The sequence below is a fragment of the bacterium genome (assembly GCA_035307765.1).
GTDB lineage: Bacteria > Sysuimicrobiota > Sysuimicrobiia > Sysuimicrobiales > Segetimicrobiaceae > Segetimicrobium.
Genome location: DATGHU010000028.1, coordinates 1 through 17,424 on the forward strand (window position 1 = coordinate 1; position 17,424 = coordinate 17,424).

Annotated in this window: 11 protein-coding genes and 1 tRNA gene; 4 read left to right on the forward strand and 8 right to left on the reverse strand. The window is 67.0% G+C overall.

Features of this window, described 5'->3' with window-relative positions; translation table 11 throughout:
• Positions 1-130 precede the first annotated feature (130 nt).
• Both VKV57_09040 and VKV57_09045 read left to right on the forward strand, forming a co-directional pair.
• The gene (locus VKV57_09040) at positions 131-1,492 is read left to right on the forward strand and encodes an HD domain-containing phosphohydrolase (protein ID HLW60056.1); all 1,362 of its coding nucleotides are present in this window, start codon (positions 131-133) and stop codon (positions 1,490-1,492) included.
• Positions 1,493-1,748: 256 nt separating this feature from the next.
• Positions 1,749-3,683, forward strand: a complete 1,935-nt coding sequence (locus VKV57_09045; GenBank protein HLW60057.1) for an HD domain-containing phosphohydrolase — start codon at positions 1,749-1,751, stop codon at positions 3,681-3,683.
• A gap of 202 nt (positions 3,684-3,885) precedes the next feature.
• On the opposite strand, the gene VKV57_09050 is transcribed toward VKV57_09045, so the two are convergent.
• Positions 3,886-4,836 carry an LLM class F420-dependent oxidoreductase gene (locus tag VKV57_09050; protein ID HLW60058.1) on the reverse strand — a complete coding sequence of 317 codons (951 nt, stop codon included), beginning with the start codon at positions 4,834-4,836 and terminating at the stop codon, positions 3,886-3,888.
• Positions 4,837-5,408: 572 nt separating this feature from the next.
• On the opposite strand from VKV57_09050, the gene VKV57_09055 reads away from it, so the two are divergent.
• Entirely contained in the window at positions 5,409-7,487 is a 2,079-nt protein-coding gene (locus tag VKV57_09055; GenBank protein HLW60059.1) for a molybdopterin-dependent oxidoreductase, read from the forward strand.
• 64 nt (positions 7,488-7,551) lie between these two features.
• On the opposite strand, the gene VKV57_09060 is transcribed toward VKV57_09055, so the two are convergent.
• The 3 genes from VKV57_09060 to VKV57_09070 all read right to left on the reverse strand — a co-directional run bounded on the left by VKV57_09060 (position 7,552) and on the right by VKV57_09070 (position 10,337).
• Complete coding sequence (locus VKV57_09060) at positions 7,552-8,079, reverse strand: hypothetical protein (protein HLW60060.1); 528 nt, start codon at positions 8,077-8,079, stop codon at positions 7,552-7,554.
• 1 nt (position 8,080) lies between these two features.
• Positions 8,081-9,412, reverse strand: a complete 1,332-nt coding sequence (locus tag VKV57_09065; GenBank protein ID HLW60061.1) for an NAD(P)/FAD-dependent oxidoreductase — start codon at positions 9,410-9,412, stop codon at positions 8,081-8,083.
• 849 nt (positions 9,413-10,261) lie between these two features.
• Positions 10,262-10,337 (reverse strand) — tRNA-Val (locus VKV57_09070).
• Positions 10,338-10,526: 189 nt separating this feature from the next.
• On the opposite strand from VKV57_09070, the gene VKV57_09075 reads away from it, so the two are divergent.
• A complete protein-coding gene (locus VKV57_09075; GenBank protein HLW60062.1) occupies positions 10,527-11,789 on the forward strand; it encodes a DUF1343 domain-containing protein in 1,263 nt (420 codons plus the stop codon).
• A gap of 28 nt (positions 11,790-11,817) precedes the next feature.
• On the opposite strand, the gene VKV57_09080 is transcribed toward VKV57_09075, so the two are convergent.
• From VKV57_09080 to lysS, 4 genes are read right to left on the reverse strand one after another with little or no spacing between them, the layout of a single operon-like run.
• On the reverse strand, positions 11,818-12,756 hold the full coding sequence (locus VKV57_09080; protein HLW60063.1) for an MBL fold metallo-hydrolase: 939 nt from the start codon (positions 12,754-12,756) through the stop codon (positions 11,818-11,820).
• A 31-nt stretch (positions 12,757-12,787) separates the two neighbouring features.
• Positions 12,788-14,872 carry an elongation factor G gene (fusA, locus tag VKV57_09085; GenBank protein HLW60064.1) on the reverse strand — a complete coding sequence of 695 codons (2,085 nt, stop codon included), beginning with the start codon at positions 14,870-14,872 and terminating at the stop codon, positions 12,788-12,790.
• Between the two features lie 23 nt (positions 14,873-14,895).
• Positions 14,896-15,867: a D-2-hydroxyacid dehydrogenase gene (locus tag VKV57_09090; protein ID HLW60065.1), complete on the reverse strand. Its 972-nt coding sequence runs from the start codon at positions 15,865-15,867 to the stop codon at positions 14,896-14,898.
• Entirely contained in the window at positions 15,857-17,419 is a 1,563-nt protein-coding gene (lysS, locus tag VKV57_09095) for a lysine--tRNA ligase (GenBank protein HLW60066.1), read from the reverse strand. The genes VKV57_09090 and lysS overlap by 11 nt, the downstream gene beginning before the upstream one ends.
• Positions 17,420-17,424 lie beyond the last annotated feature (5 nt).

The window sequence follows — 17,424 nt, forward strand, 5'->3', positions numbered from 1 at the left end:
ATTCTGACCTACAATCTGGATCGAATGGTGACGATCGGTGCGACGCGGTAGTTTCGGGCGAAAGGACCCGCTCATCCCTTCAGCCCGCTACCGGATCTGTACCAGATCCGTTGTTCGAGCTGCATTTTTCATGGCGAACTATCTAGTGATCCTGTCCGCGGCGTCCCGCTTGAATATCCGCCAGGCCGTTGCCGCGTCGTTTGCCACGGCGGGGATCATCGTGCTTCTCTGGATCCGGACGACGGGACGAGTCACCCTGATCACCCCGGGGTTCGAGGTCGGGACGTTCATCTCGGGCGGCTTCCTCTTGGCGCTGATCCTTGGGGTGCTCACCCAGGAGAAGCGGTGGATCGCCGTCCTCTACCAGACCCAAGCGCGGCGCACCGCGGAACTCGAAACCCTGCATCGCCTGGGCGAGCACCTGCGGGCCGCCAGGAGCACCGACGACATGTTCTCGGTCGTCACCGCGGAAGCGATGCGGGTGACGGGCTCGGACCACGCGGCCCTCCTCCTCCCCGACCCCGACCGCAGGATCTTCACCCGCGTCAGCGTCTCGGGACTGCTCCCCGACCTGGAGGGGGGGACGCTCCCCTATCCCAACTCGATCGCCGCCCGGGTCATGGATTCGCAAACCCCGATCCGCGCCGAGGAGGGAACCACCGAGGCCGCCCCGTCCGAGGGCGGCGATCGCCGCGACCCGGAACGCGTCCTCGGCCCCACCGTCTACGCCCCCGTGGGCACGGCCGAGGGCCAGGTCGGCGTGCTGGTCACCGCCCGCAGGCGCAGCCCCGGGGGGCGCCCGTTCGGCGATGAGGAGGTCCGCCTGCTGGGGGGGATCGCGGAGATTGCCGCAAGTTCCATCCAGCGCGCCCGCCTGCACCAGGATCTCGAAGAGGCCTACATCCAGATGGTGCTGTCGCTCGCCGCCGCGGTCGACGCCAGGGACACGTACGCCGCGGACCACGGCGAACGGCTCTCCCGATTGGCCGAGGCGGTCGCGCGGGCGATGGGCTGTCCGGAGCGTGAGATCCAGGATATCCGCAGGGCGGGGCAGCTGCACGATATCGGCAAGATCGGCATCCCGGACAGCATCCTGCACAAGGCGGAGTCGCTGTCGACCGACGAATGGTCCGTGATGCGTCAGCACCCGGCCATCGGCTCTGATATTCTGAAGCCGCTGGTCCGCATGCAGCCGGTGGCGGCGCTGATCCGCCACCACCAGGAATCGTGGGATGGGACAGGCTACCCGGACGGCCTGCAGGGCGAAGAGATCCCGCTGGGAGCCCGCATCCTCGCCGTCGTGGATGCGTACAGCGCGATGACCGATGATCGGCCGTTCAAACGGGCGCGTCTCCACGAAGACGCGATCCGCGAGATCCAGCGGCACGCCGGGAAGCAGTTCGACCCGCAGGTGGTGCACGCCTTCTGCCGGGTGATCCCGGAGCTTCGGCCGCGCACGCTCGGATCCCACCGCGATGTCCGTGAGACGTAGGGGGCCGCCGAGGCACCGCCCGCCCGATCCACCGGCCGACGCCAGTTTCCCTCAACATTACCCGCGGGTCGGTCTGAGGATGAGAGGAGTTGGGCATAAGATCTTGAGTACAAGGCCCTGAAGATAGCGAAGCACGGACCGCTCGAGCGTAGCGGTGATCGGAGGCCATGCCGACGACTAACGGACCAGGCCGCGTGCGCGAGCGGTCGTTGGGCTCTTCCCGTGTCTCGCTCGACCGCCGGCCGGCCCCAGCGCCATGAGCGCCGAGCGCACCTCGGCTCTGGCGAGGACGGCTGATCTGCGCGGCAGCGGACCCCCTCGGCCCACCTCCGCACCCCTGCGCGTGCTGATCGTCGAGGATCAACCCGACCACGCGGAGCTGATGGCACTCGGCCTCCGCCACGCGGGGTTCGCCCCGCAGTGGCAGCGCGTGGAAACCGAGGAAGAGTACCTCGCCCACCTCACGCCCGTCCCCGATCTCATCCTCTCGGACTGCGCCCTGCCGGAGTTCGGGGCGGCGCGGGCGCTAGAATTGCTCAAGGATCGCGGGCTCGATATCCCCTTCATCGTGGTCTCGGCCACGATTGGGGAAGAAACCGCGGTGGCGCTCATGAAATCCGGAGCCACCGACTATCTGCTGAAGGATCGGTTGACACGGCTCGGCCATGCCGTCGGCCGAGCGCTCGAACAGCAACAACTTCGAAGGGAAAAGCACCTCGCCGAAAATGAGCTCCGGACCAGCGCAGAACGCTACCGCAGCCTGTTCGAAGGGGTCCCGGTCGGCCTCTACCGGAGCACCGCGGCTGGCGAATTCCTGGACGCCAATCCCGCCTTCCTGCGGATGCTGGGCTACCCCGATCTCGAAACGCTGAAGTCGGAGGGCGCCGTCGGACTCTACGTGGATCCCGACTCGCGGCGCCGCTGGGTCGCGCAGCTCGAGCGCACGGACGCGGCCGCGGAAGTTGAGAGCCGGCTCCGCCGCCATGACGGAACGCTGATCTGGGTGCGGGCGAGCGCCCGACTGGTCCGCGATGCGACCGGCCAGCCCCTGTACGTCGAAGGGGCGACTGTGGACATTACGGAGCGCAAGCGGGGGGAAGAAGAGCTCCACCAGCGGGCGGCCGAACTCGAGGTCTTCTACGAGGTGGGCCGGAAGCTACGAGAAGCGCAGAAGGCCGAAGACATGTACCCGATTCTGGTCGAGCATTCGATGCGCATCCTCCGGGCAGAATACGGCATGTTGGCGCTGCTTGATGCCGACCACCAAACGTTTACCCGCCTCTGCACGCTGGGCCTGGTCGACGAAGGCCCGGGATCGACCTTCCCGGTGGCCGGGAGCCCGACCGGCCAAGTCGTGGAGACGGGAACGCCCTACGTCGTCGCCGAGCTCGGCAAGGAACAGCGTCCGCTGTGGTTGCAGGTGCCCCGCTATCAGATGCTGGGACCCCTGGTGATCGTGCCCGTCCGATCCGAACAAGAGATCGTCGGCACGCTCGGCATCTCTCGGGCGAAGGGGCCGACCGGCGTGCCATTCACCGACGCGGAAGTGCGGCTGCTCGAGGGGATTGCCGAAATTGGCGGCACCGCGATTCGCGGCGCCCGATTGCACGAGACCCTGGAGCAAGCGTACATCCAGATGGTCCTCTCGCTGGCACGGACGGTGGACGCCCGCGACTCGTACACCGGGTCGCACAGCGAACAGTTGGCCATCTGGGCCGAGGCCGTCGCCAGGCGGTTGCGCTGCAGGGAGGGCGAGATTCAGAACATTCGCTGGGCCGCCCTGCTCCACGACATCGGAAAGATCGGGGTGTCCGACGAGATCCTCAAAAAGCCGGGAGCCCTCACCGACGAGGAGTGGATCATCATGCGGGAGCATCCCACTGTCGGCGAGGAGATCCTCCTTCCGGTGGACCGAATGAAGGCGGTGGCGAAACTGGTCCGCCACCACCAGGAGCATTGGGACGGCACGGGGTATCCCGACGGATTGAGAGGCGAGCAGATCCCCCTGGGAGCCCGCATCCTGGCCGTGGTCGACACGTATGGCGCGATGGTTGACGACCGGACGTACCGACGGGGACGCCCTCACCAGGAGGTCATCGCGGAGCTCCGGCGCTGCGCCGGCAGTCAGTTTGACCCCCGGGTGATCGAGACGTTCTTTCAGGTGTTGGAATCGCACACCCACCCCAACTAAAGATCGCAATGAGGGGCCGTATCGCGGCCCGCTCGACGGCCCACGATACGCGTCCCAGGAAACCCGAACCACTCCCGCAGCCGGCATCGCCGCACGGCCTGCTGAGGATTTGACCTCCAGAGTCCGCTCGGGTGGTGCGGGAGGCGGTGCTGCAAGACGTAGAGAGAGGATGACCCGGGGATCTGCGGTCACACCAAGTCCGTCAAATGGAGCCGGGACGCCCGGCGACGGAGATCCGGCGAATGGCCGGGAGCAGTTCGGCGGCCCAAAGATCGAGCACCGCGGGATCGTAGATGTTGAAGGTATCATCGACGAGCACCAGGGTATCGAAGCCCAGGTCGGCCAGGGTCCGACAGTAGGCGATGGCCTGCGGGATCGACATCGAGCCGCGCCGCCCGTCGCGGGTCACGTGCAGCTTGCCGTACAAGGTCTTCTCGATGGCCTCATAGGGGCGGCCCGACCGTTCGCAGTGACCGCGCAGGATCGCCAGCTTATGGGCGAGTTGGTCGGGGGATAGGCGGCCGTCGAGGTTGCACGCATCGGCATACTGGGCGACCAGACGCAGCGTCTTTCGTTCTCCGCCTCCACCGATCAGAATCGGTGGGTGTGGGCGCTGGAGGGTCTGGGGGACATTCAGTGTGCGCTCCAGCTGATAGTACCTGCCGAGAAATGGCTTGGCCTCCCCATACTTCCCGGCGTCGGCCCACATTTGCCGCGCGATCTGAACGGTTTCTTCAAGGCGCTCGAAGCGCTCCTTCGTGTTCGGAAAGTGAATGCCGAGCGCGCGGTGCTCCTCCTCAAACCAACCGGCCCCAATTCCGAAGATGGCCCGGCCGCCCGAAAGCAGATCGAGGGTGGTGACCTGTTTCACCAGCACGCCGGGATGACGATACGTGGCCGAGGTGACCATGGTGCCGAGTCTGATTTTACTGGTCACGCCGGCAATGAAGCTCAGCGTCGTGTAGGCTTCGAGCATCGCGCGGTCGGTGATCCCCGGTCCCACCGGCGACTGGTCCCAAAAGAAATGATCCCAAACCCAGAAGCTCTCGAACCCGATGGCTTCCGCACGGCGTGCCACCTGAGTCAGTTCCGCGCCAAGGCTGGCCGGCCCGCCGGGGTTGACAAAGTTGGCCACGTTCAGACCAACACGCATAAAGGGTGCGCTCCTCTCGCCTCGCGTGGTGCGCGGAAGATTGTCGGGAGCTGAGGCGCCATGCCACCCTCGCACGCCGCACTTCGCCCGGCCAGAACGGGAAACGCCCGAGGCCGAGGGCATCAACAACTGCCCCCACATCCGGCCGCAGCGCCTCCTGAGGTCGCAGGGTTCCCCGGTCTGAGTCGCAAGCTGTGGCCATTAGGTGCGAGGGCGACCCGAGCGTTTCCTTCCTATGGCCGCGGAATGGTGGTGTGAGTGTCAATGATGGAGTGAACTCCTGCAAATCAGGCGGTCAAGGCTTGGCTGGCTTCTTCCCGCTCCGCCGACCCCCTGATGCGGGACGGTTTGGTTGGTATCGGGCGCACGAGCGATTTCTCGGCGAGCGCTCGCGCCGTAGAGTAACGGGGCATCGCGTCCCACATTGCGCTTGCGCGAACCCCGCTGGATCGTTAACATTCGAGAGAAAGCGGGTAAGCATGCGGCGCCCGACGAACATTGGCCGCAAACTCGCGGCTTGTCGCGCCGCAGATGTCACGGTCGGTCAGAACGCTCCAAGGGAGGGGCGCTCCATGGGCTCTACGCACCGCACGATCCGGACGATGTGCCCCATGAACTGTCACCCCACGCTTTGCGGGATGCTGGTTGAGGTGGACGACGGGCGACTCGTCGGCGTGAAGGGCGATCCCGAGAACCCGGACAGCCACGGCTTCCTCTGCATCCGAGGGCAGGCCTCTCGCGAGATCATCGGGAATCCGAAGCGGTTACTTTTCCCCCTGATCCGCGACCGGAGAACGGAGGACGCCTGGCGGCGGGCAAGCTGGGACGAGGCGCTTGAGCTGATTATGGCGCGGATACAGTCGGCGGGGCGCGAGGCGGTGGGGTTCTGGCAGGGCCATGGTCATTTCGCCAACAACTACGGGGTGCGCGTGGCCTCTCAGCTCCTGCGACGATTTGCCAACTTCTACGGCTGCCAGTGGTGGAGTCCGACGATGATCTGCTGGGGCCTGGGGGGCTTCGGCATCGGGCTTACTGGCCCCCTGGAGACGAACACAAAAGAGGACATGGGTGCGCACGCCAACCTCATCCTCCTCTGGGGGGCGAACCTGGCAAGTCAGCCGAACACCGCCCGTTTGCTCGCTACGGCGAAACGGCGCGGAGCCGGGGTCGTCACCATCGACGTGCGTCACACCGAGGCGGCGGCGCAGTCGGACGAGGTCTTCGTGATCCGGCCCGGAACCGACGCCGCGCTCGCTCTCGCGCTGATGCACGTGATCGTCGGCGAGGGGCTCTACGACCGCGAGTTCGTGGAAACGCACACGGTCGGATTCCGCCAGCTGACCGAGCACGTCAAGAACTATTCTCCCGAGTGGGCGTCGCGCGAAACGGGGCTCGCGGCCGATCGGATCGTGGCGCTCGCTCGCCGGTACGCCTCGGTACGGCCGGCGATGATCCTCCTCGGGGGAAGCTCGATGCACAAGGGCGCGAACGGCTGGCAGGGGGCCCGGGCCGTGGCGTGTCTCCCCGCGCTCACGGGGAACCTCGGCGTCCCTGGCGGGGGCCTCGGCCCGCGCCACGGAGGCGCGAGCCACGGACAGGCCCTCGGGAACATCACGGCGGTGGGGCGCCGGCCACCGGGGCGCTACATTCCCAACCAGATGCCCCGGATCACCGAGGCGCTGCTCGATGGCAGCATCCGCGCCCTTTTCCTCCTCGGGACCGACATGCTTTCCTCGTTTGCCGACGCCGAGCGCGTCGCCGCGGGACTGGCCCGGACCGATCTGGTCGTCATGCACGACCTCTTCATGAACGAAACGGCCCGGCGCTTCGCCGACGTGGTCCTCCCCGCGACGGCGTGGCTTGAGGAAACGGGCTGCAAAAGCACAAACACCCACCTCTACCTGATGCCGAAGATCCTTGAGCCGGCGGGCGAGACGCGGTCGATTACCTGGATACTCCGGGAACTGGGACGTCGCTTGGAGCTTGCGGACTTTTTCCCGTGGGAAACGGACGAGGGACCGATCGACGCACTCCTCGATCATCCAGCCACAGGCCGCGCGACCGTGGCCGCGCTGCGTGCCGAGGGCGGGATCCGGGCTCTCCGCATCTCCCACGTCGCCCACCCCGACCTCGCCTTCCCTACCCCTTCGGGTAAGGTCGAGTTCTATTCGGAGCGCGCGAAGTCTCTTGGGTTTCCAGCCCTGCCGGTTTACGTGCCGCTGCCCGCGTCCGACCGCTACCCGTTGAGCTTCCGCCAGGGGCGGACGCTGACTCAGTTTCACGGCTTCTACGACCACGGCCGGGCGCTCCCCACACTCGCGCGGCTCGACCCGGAGCCGGTGCTGTGGGTCTCGCCGGCGGATGCAGCGACCCGGGGCCTGGACGAAGGCGCACCGATCCGCATCTTCAACGACCGGGGGGAGTTCCGGGCGCGCGCGCGTGTCACCGTCAGGATCCCGCCCGGGACTGTGTGGATGCGCGACGGCTGGCCAGGGCTGAACCGCCTCACATCCGGGACTCCCTCGATCCCCGACGAAGCCGTGGACACCTTTGACTTCTCCGCAGGCCAAGCTGCCTTCGACGCGATGGTGGAGGTAGCGCGGGAGGAACTGGGGGATCGCGCGGAAGAGTCGCGGCGAAACTCTCCGTAACCGTGGTGGGGCCCGAGGACTGGGATGACATCGGGGCGCGATCGTCTGTCGTGCAGAGGTAAGTTTAGGGACGTACAATAACGACGTAGGTCACGATGTCCCAGGCGTTGCGAATACCAATAAAGATCAATAACACGACCGCACCCGCGAGGATGAACAGCGCTTGCACCGGGACAGCAGCAAGGGCTATCGCGCCTACCGAGATCGCCCCATACCCTACAAAGGGCAGGATCGTGTACCACGTCCAGTCCTCGAAATCCGCCTTGTACACGGTCAGTCGTCTGGTTCGGTACATCACGCGCAGAACGGACACGACGCCGCAAAGACCGATGAGCGCGGCCGCCACCGCGGCGTGCACCAGGGAGCGCCACGGCGCGAGGAGAACGGCCGAGACGAGCAATGCCGCGGCGAAGTACATGACCGTCGGGGTGGTGAACGCCGCGATCGCGTCATGGGTACCTTCCGCACGTTCCTTCCCAGTCACCAAGGTGATCACGACGAACATCAATCCGGTCAACGCCGCAGCCGACGAGCCGGTCATGACGTAGAAGCTCGACCACGCGGTGAGGAACGACGATGCGGTTTCGCCCATCTCACGCTTCCCGAGCCTTGGCGCGGAGCGATGTCGCAGCCTCGGCAGCAGCGCGCTCGCCGGTTTCGAGCGCCCCATTCACCGTGCCGCCTTGGCCGTCAATCGACGTTGCTTCGCCTGCGAAGAAGAGCGTGTCATCGACCGGCGCCGCAAGCGCCGCACGCGCATCCCCGCCCCCAACAGCGACATAACTGTACGCACCGCGTGCGAACGGGTCGCGGCTCCAATTGTGCATGAGGCCGCCCTCGAACTCCTCACGCACGAGCTCGTGCGCGTTGAACAATGACCCTAAACCGTTCAGCGCGCGCCCGATGAGGTCAGCCTCCGCAACGCCGCTCATCGCGACCGCTTTCGGGCCGCCAACCCATGCGATGACGACCCGGCTGCGTACCGGCAACTGGGTCCAATACGTCGGGAACGGCTGCCCTTCGCAGCGAAAGAACGCGGCGTCACGGTAGCGCCCGTTTTGAACCCGCTCCCAGAACGCCGTCCGGAACCACAACGCAACCTTGACCGCGTGACCCATTTCGATGCTTCGAAGCGCCTCGCGCTTCGCGCGCGGCAAGTCAGGGTCGAACGCAACCGCGGTTTCGTCACCGTTATGCCGTAAGACGCCTACCGGAAGCGTCAGGATCACGGCTCTCGCACGAATCGTCTGCGACCTCCCGCAACGGTTCGCATCGATGGCGACGAACCCATGGCGCCACGAAATTCGACACACGATTGTCGACAGGCAGACCTGAACGCCCGCGGCGAGACAGGCATCGCGGAGCTGGTCGAACATCCGCCGGTAACCACCGAGCGGTCGCGCGATCGCAGAATCGACTCCCGATCGCCACTCGTCTGCCATCGCACCTGCACTCGCGATCGCTGGATCGGCGGCATCGAATCCCTCGACGAATGCACGCGCTGCCCTCGCCGTTTCGCGCGTCGCCTCGTCCGCCTCGAAACGCCGTAGGAAGCGGTCGACGCTCTCATCGTTGGCGAGCGTGCGGGCCGCCTCAAAGATGCCGGCAGCCGACGATGAGCCACTGGTCTCGCGTCGCAGTTCGCCGTCCTCGGAGCACGTCCACAGCTCGCCGGCCGCGTCGATGGCCCTTATCCCCGCTTCGCGAAACAATAACATCGTCAGCTCGCCCCGGCCGTGGATGAACTCTGCGCCGAGTTCCGCCGGCGCGGCAGTCCGCGCTACGGGACGCGACCACACGCGACCGCCGATGCGGTCCCGCGCGTCAAGCAAAACGACCCGCACCGAACGGCCGGCGAGGCTTCGCGCCGCCGCCAGGCCCGCTGCGCCGGCGCCGATCACGATGGCGTCCGCGTCCACGCACACAAGTATATCAGCCCTCGTGCCTGATTATTAAGGAATTTCCATTCCGCTCCTGCCCCGATCGCCCGACGGCCAACATGACACCTCCGAGGGAAACTGAGGACCGTATAAGTCAAAGCACATGATCGCATTTCTGCGAAAATCATCCCACCCGAATTGACATCGCAGGCCGAGCTGGCGGCAGAGGAAGCCAAAGGCGCCACCGACCACATGCCCGCCCATACCGATCTCCGGATATTCGCCGAGCGGTAGCACTACTCCCCATGTGTCGAACAGTGCCCGGAATGTCTCGCCCACTGTAGCGCCGGCCGCGACGGCCACGGCGCCCCTCTCGGCGTCGTAGTACACGCGCTTCATGGGCGAGACATCGATGATCACCCGCACCTCGGGATCCGACACGAATCCCTCGAGGCGGTGCCCGCCACTGGTCGCGATGAGACGCCGTCCTTCTCTCCCGCCTCCTCTACCGCCGATACCACCTGCTCGGTCGAGCTGGCCAGCCGGACGTAGTCCGGGCGCGCGCTGAACCGCTTATTGAAACGCTTCTCGACAACTGCGAGGTACTGCGGGTCCTCGGGGCTGATTCTGACGGATTCGACCCGCGCGTCGTCGGCCGGTTGTCGTGTCGACATCGTCTCCTAAACCAGCACTGTTTGACTTCGGCTGACGCCTGAACAGGCGGGCCACAATAATTCGGGTGCGTACCCACTTGCTTCGCAATCTCGATCGACGGGTGAATGAGGCTCCCAACTTGAGATTAGGTCGCAACAATCACTGTACCTGCGTAGGAAATAACTGGCGGTCGGCGCTCCGGAGGAGGTATCCGAGTGCAGTCCAGTGCACCGGGTGTCATGGTGGGCGCGCGAGGACTTGAACCTCGGACCTCTTCCGTGTCAAGGAAGCGCTCTGACCCCTGAGCTACGCGCCCGAACGATGCCTGCGAAATTATAGCAAATCGCTTCGGCCTTTGCCTGCCGTGCGCAGTAAGGAAACGGTTCCTGTTGTGCGCCCGACCGCCGCGGTAATGAAATGCAAGGGACACGCGCAGCAAGATATGTCCCGGCTTTCGTCGAAGTGGGTATGTAATTGGGCAAAACCGGATGAACGGGTTGGGGGGATGAGGAGACCAGTTCGCGCGTTCGCGGCATCGCTCGCTATTGTGCTTCTCGCGGCCGCGTCAGCCTTTTCCCAAAACACGGCCCCTCGACAGATCGAGCCTTCCCCCCCGGAGGTCGTCAAAAGCGGGCTTGAGGTCCTCCTCCACAATCCCCCGTCCATGTTGCTCGGGAAGCGCATCGGCCTGATCACCAATCCTACCGGAGTCGACCCCGCCCTCCACAGCACGGTAGACCTCCTCGCCGCCCGCACCGATATGCATCTGGTCGCCCTCTTCGGACCCGAGCACGGGGTCCGCGGGGATGCGGACACCCCCCTCCGAGATGCCGTCGACCCCAAGACCCATCTCCCGGTCTACAGCCTGTTCGGGAAGACCATGAGCCCGACCCCCCAAATGCTTAAAGGGGTTGATGTGCTGGTCTTCGATATCCAGGACGTGGGGGCCCGCTTCTACACGTACATCTCGACGATGGCGCTCGCGATGAAAGCGGCCGCGGCGAAGGGGATCCCCTTCGTCCTGCTGGACCGCCCGGACCCGGTCGGCGGAGAGATGGTGGCCGGGCCGGTCCTCGACCCCCGGTGGGCGTCGTTCATGGGAATGTACCCGCTCCCGATCGTCCCCGGCATGACGATCGGAGAGCTCGCCCGTCTGTTCAACCGGGAGTACGGCATCGGCGCGAACCTGACGGTGATCCCGATGGAGGGTTGGCGGCGGTCGATGTGGTTCGACGAAACCGGGCTCCCCTGGGTTATGACCTCACCGGGGATCCCCCACGTCGGGACGGCCGTGCTGTACCCGGCGATGGGCGCGATCGGGGATACCAACCTCTCCGTCGGCGTCCTGACGACCAAGCCGTTCGAGTTCGTCGGCCAGACGTTCATCCGGCCCTGGCAGCTGCGGGCCGCCCTCGAGGCCCGCCATGTGGGAGGGGTGGCGTTCCGGGAAGCCTACTGGCGCGGGGAGCCCTGGACGGCATCGGGGGGCCCCCAGTACGCCGGGGTCGAGATCCGGGTCACCGACCGCTCAGCTTACCGACCTCTCGATCTCATGCTGCAGATCCTCGACGTCGTGCGGCGAAACTACTCGGGGTTCCGGTGGGGACGGTCGTACGGGAGCAGCTACGTCTTCGACTGGGACATGGGCACCGACCAGGTGCGCCGGATGCTCACCGCTGGCAAATCGCCCGAAGAGATCGAGAAGGCCTGGGAACCCGCCCTGGAGCGGTTTCGCCAGATCCGGGCGAAGTATCTCCTCTACCAGTAAGTCGATCGTTTCCAGAGGCCCGGGGGACCTACTTCGCCCTGGTTCCGGTCGTGGTCACCAAAAAGACCTGCCCCGGCCTCGGATTGAAAGCCCTGACTTTTCCCCGCAACGCCGGGCGCGCCGCCACCTCTTTCACGAACAGGCTGGCCTGGTTGGTCGGCGGCGAGGACGAGGCGTAGTGCTGCGGGAACACCGAGTGCAGATTGGGGTTGTCCGTCCGCAGGAACTCGGCGGCGATCGCCGTTTCGTCTGGAAACATCCCGGAAGCGATCGGCAGCAGGGCCACGTGCGGCTTGTAGAGCCGTCCGTACAACTGCAGGTCCTGGGTCAGCGCGGTGCTCCCGGCGTGGTAGATCCGGACCCCGTTCTCCAGCGTCACGACGAACCCCATGGCGGGACCGCCGTACACCGCCACCGCCTGACCCGGCAGGGGGGGCGCGCCCGACCCGTGCACGGAGTTGACCAGCTGGATGCGGATCCCATCCACCTCGAACCGGGTACCGGGCTCGCCCCGGAGGATCTGGTCCGATTTGACCCCCCGCGCCACCATCCATTCGGCGAGCTCAAAGGTCGTGATGACCTTCGCGCCGGTCTTCTTGGCGATCTCGACCGTCATGCCCTGATCGTCCGCATGCCCGTCGGCGGTCAGGATCAGATCCGCGGCGGTGATGTCGTCGAGGGTCATAGGAGATTCCCGGTTCAGAAACACCCCCCGCGGGTCGTTCAGCGCTGGGTTGAACAGCAGGATCTTCCCCCGGGGCGAGGTCACCCGGAAAAACTGCCACCCCAGCCACTCCAGCTGCGCCGGCGTCTCGGGCGTCTGGGCCTGGGCGGGAACTGCGCTGAACGCGCGGGACGCGGAGCGCAGGGCGACCTGGGCGGTCTCCGGCCATCCCACCGAGAGCCCGAGGGCGGCCGTGGCGCACACCGCCCAGATGAGCGTCCACGATCTCCAAAGGTTCTTCATCCAGTTCCCCTTATCTGCGTGCGATCTCCGGTCAGTGGGCCTCGACGGCTTCCTTCTGCTTCTTGGCCTCCGCGATCACACGCTCGGCGATGTGGGCGGGAACCTCGTCGTAGTGGGAAAATTCGATCTCAAACGTCCCCCGGCCCCCGGTGATCGACCGGAGGTCCGAAGCGTACCGGAGCATCTCGGCCATCGGCACCTGCGCGCGAACGATCGAGGTACCATCCGGCCCCGGCTCCATCCCCTGGATCCGGGCGCGCTTGCTGTTCAGGTCGCCGATGATGTCGCCCATCTGGTCTTCGGGGACCTGGACGGCGGCATGCACGATCGGCTCGAGCAGCGCCGGCTTCGCCTCCTGCATCGCTTTCTTGAACGCCATCGACCCCGCGATCTTGAATGCCATGTCGGAGGAATCGACGTCGTGGTAGGAGCCGTCGACGAGGGTCACCTTGACGTCAACCACCTGGTAGCCGGCGATGATCCCCTCTTCCATCGTCTCCTTGATCCCCTTTTCAACCGAGGGGATGAAGTTTCGGGGGATGGCCCCGCCGAAGATCTTGTCCACAAACTCGTACCCCTCGCCGTGGGGCTTCGGATCCAGTTCGATCCAGCAGTCGCCGTACTGACCGCGCCCGCCCGTCTGCCGCTTGTACTTGCCCTGCACGCGGGCGTGGCCGCGCACGGTCTCCCGATACGGCACACGGGGGATCGAGAGCACCACCTCCACGCCGAACTTCCGCTTCAGCCGGTCGGTGACGATCTCCAGGTGGGACTCGCCCATCCCCGACAGGATGGTCTGCTTCATCTCGGAACCGCGCTGGACTCGGAGGGTGTGGTCCTCCTCCACCAACCGGGCCAGCGCCGCCCCCATCTTGTCCTCGTCCGCCTTGCTCTTGGGCTCGATCGCCATCGAGATCGCCGGTTTGGGGAACTCGATCGCGGCGAGGGTGACCGCCCGATCCTTGTCCGTCAGCGTGTCGCCGGTGCCCGTCTCGCTGAGCTTGGCCACCGCGCCGATGTCCCCGACGCCGATCTCGGGGACCGGCTCCTGGTGCTTCCCCCGGAGGAGGAAGAGCTGGCCGATGCGCTCGAGCTTCCCCTTGTTGGCGTCCCACACCTGGGAATCGGATTTGAGGGCCCCGCTGAACACCCGAAGATAGGACAGCTTACCGACGTACGGATCGGCCATCGTCTTGAACACCTGCGCGGCCAGCACCCCGTCGGCGGCGGCCTCAAGCGTCGTCTCGCCCCCCTTGGCACTTCGCGCCGCGATCCCTCCCCGCTCGACGGGCGACGGCAGAAGGGTGCTGAGCGCGTCGAGCAGCGGCCCGAGGCCGACCCCGTGCGTGGCCGCCGTACAGAGCACCGGCACCAGCGCGCCGACCCTCACCCCCGCATGCAGGCCGGCGATGATGGCCGCCGGTTCCAGCTCGCCCTGTTCCAGGTACGTCTCGGTCAGCTTATCGTCGGTCTCGGCGATCGCCTCCACCAGGCGATCCCGGGCCGCCCGCGCCGCGGCCTGGACGTCCGGCGGCAGGCTCTCGACCTGGATGGCGCCCGAGGTCCCGTGGGCCGTCATCGTCATGAGGTCGACGACGCCGTCAAACGACCCCGCCGCCCCGATCGGCCACTGCAGCGCGACCACCTGCCGGCCGAACCGCTCGGCCAGATCGTCAACCGTGCGGGAGAACGCCGCGTTCTCCCGGTCCATCCGGGTGACCACCACGATCCGGCTCAGCCCGGCTTCGACGGCGAGCTTCCAGACCTTTTCCGTCTGCACCTCCGCGCCCGAGGTGGCGTCGACGGCGACGAGTACGCTCTCCACCGCCCGCAGCGCCCCGACCACCTCGCCGATGAAATCCGGGTAGCCGGGCGTGTCGATCAGGTTCAGCTTGGTGTCCTTCCACTCCAGCGGGGCGGTCGCCGCGTTCACCGTGATCTTGCGGCGGACCTCCTCGGGATCGAAGTCGGTGGTGGTGGTCCCGTCCTCCACCCGCCCCAGCCGCTCCAATGCCTTCGCCGCAAAGAGCAGCGCCTCGACCAGCGACGTCTTTCCGGTCCCGCCGTGCCCCGCCACCGCGATATTCCGAATCCTGTCCGCTGGGTATCGTTTCACCGTCGTTCCTCCCCCGGCAGACCCTAGTAGCCCAGGGCCTGATCGACCACGTTTAGGAGCGGCTGCCCCGCAAGGTATCGTTCTAGGTTCTCGCAGAAGATCGGCACCATCCGGTCCAGGTACCCGGGGAAGTCGCCCGAGACGTGTGGGGTGATGATCAGCCTCGGGGCGTCCCATAGGGGGCTGTCCGTGGGCAGCGGCTCCTGCTCGAAAACGTCGAACCCGGCCCCGCCCAGCCGGCCGCTCCGAAGCGCGGCGAGCAGCGCGTCCTCATCCACCAGCCCGCCCCGGCCGATGTTGACGACGAAGGCCCCCTCGGGCAGCAGCGCCAGCTCGCGCGCCCCCACGATCCGGCGTGTGGCCGGCGTCAGCGGGAGGGAGATCACCAGTACGGCCGACTGGCGGAGCACGCCATCGGTGTCCTCGGGCGGACGCACCTCGGCCACCCCCGGGATCGGCTCCGGCCGCCGCTTGGTGCCCACGACCCGCATCCCGAACGCCGCTGCCCGCCGGGCCACCCCCCGGCCGATCGTCCCAAGGCCGAGGACGCCCATCGTCTGCCCGGCCAGGATCGTCCCCACCAGCTCGGTGTGCACCCAGTGCCGGGCAGTCTGGGACTCGTGCGCGTCCCGCATCCGCCGCGTGTGGGTGAGGAGGAAGGCAAAGACGTGATCGGCGATCGCGTCCGCGTGGATGTGGTTATTGGTGACGAGGATCTCCGTGCCGGCGACGTCCTGACACAGATTCTCCACGCCGGCCCCGAGGGCGTGGACCCACCGCAGGTGTTGGGATTCGCGGGCGGCGTCCCGGAGCGGCCGGAACCCCAGGATCACCTCCGCCTCCGGCGCCTCCCGAAGCCACGTCTTCCGGTCGGCGACGCGGACGACCCGCACCCGGGGATCCACCGCCTCGATCTGGGCCACGTGGCGGTCCGCCGTGTTCTTGGGCACCGCCACGACGCACGGCCGGCGGCCCGCCCCCCCCTCACGCCGCATCCTGCGCCGCCTCCCGAAGCCGGGTCAGCACGAACTGCTGGTCAAGCGACGACAGAAACCATCCCGCCTGGGGGCCGGAGTCCTTCCCCAAAAACGCCTGGTAGATCGCCCCAAACGCCTCCCGGGGGCCCAGGGCCATCTCCGCCTTGAGCGCGTGCAGGTGAGCGTGCAGCTCCTCCCCGGTCCAGCTGCGCGAGGCGAGGGCCTCGGCCACGCGCGCCAGGTACTGGCGCTGCGCCCGGGTCAGCGCGGCCACGCTCGTCGGCAGCGACGGACGGATCTCAAACTTGTAGTGCTCGGGGGCGTACGCGGCGAGCCATCGGCGCGCGTCGGCGGTGCGGGCATCGAGCTCCGCCCGATCCGCCTCCGTGAGGGGCGCCCCCTTCTCGCGCGCCACCGCGCGCGGCAGGTCGATCGTCGGCATCTGCAGGAGATAGGCGATTTTCGCGAACCGCGGCCGGTAGCACCGGGGCGGCTCGCCGCCGATCCGGGCGAAGTAGAAGGTGCGGGCCAGGTCGGGACTCTCCGCCCCCTGAAAGTACGCCGCCGCGGCGCGGTCGTACTCGTCGTACAGCGTGGGGATCGTTTCCCCCCGCGGATCGAAATCCAGCTGCCGGCGCGGCAGCGGGCGGACGATCAGAAACCGCGCCAGCTCCGGCCGGAGCACCTCGAGGATCTCCACCGCGGTCACGCCCACCGCGCCGGACGTGCTCATCTTCTTCCCGCCGAAGAGCAGGAACTCGTAGGGGAACGCGTACGGGGCCGGCCGATTGAAGATCCTGGTGCTGATCGCCCGGGCGACATCGTGGGTCCCCCCGCGGGTCATGTGATCCTTCCCCGCCCCCTCGACGGTCACGCCCAGGATCGACCACTTCGCCGGCCACTCCACCCGGTAGAGCAGCTTGGCCCCGCCCCCGAACGGCGACCGCCGGCCGCGGTGCCCGCATCCCTGCGCCCAGGCGACCTTGTCGGGAGCGCAGTGGTACTCCACCTCACCGCCCGACCACGCCAGCACGATGGTGGTCCCGATCCGCCCGCACCGCTCGCACAGGACCTGGATCGGCCACCAGCGTTCGTCGATCCTGGCGCTGTGGGTCACCTCCCGGTAGATCTCGCGGATCACCTCGACCTGGTCGAGGGCGAGCCGGATCGCCTCATCGAACTGTCCCGCCCGGTACATCTCCGAGGTGCGGTAGAGGTGGGGGTGGGCACCCAGCCGCTCGAACACCCCCGCAAACTCCGCGGCGAAATAGTGCCCGTAGCTCGGCGCCCGGCCGTCCGGCGACGGGATGGTCGAAAACGGCATCCCCATGTAGCGCGCGTACTCGGGCAGGTCGGGGGGCAGGCCGTCCATGGGGTCGTAGTCGTCGAAGCCGTAGAGGTAGTCGGTCGACGACCCGCTATCGCGGAGCGCGCGCGCCACGCAGTCGTGCATGATCACGCCGCGGAGGCTGCCCACCGGCACGTGCCCGGAGGGGGTCTTCGCGTCGTTGACGATCTGCGGGCCGGCGCGCTGCGCCAGCAGGTCCTCAACGAGGAGGTCGGTCCACATGGTCG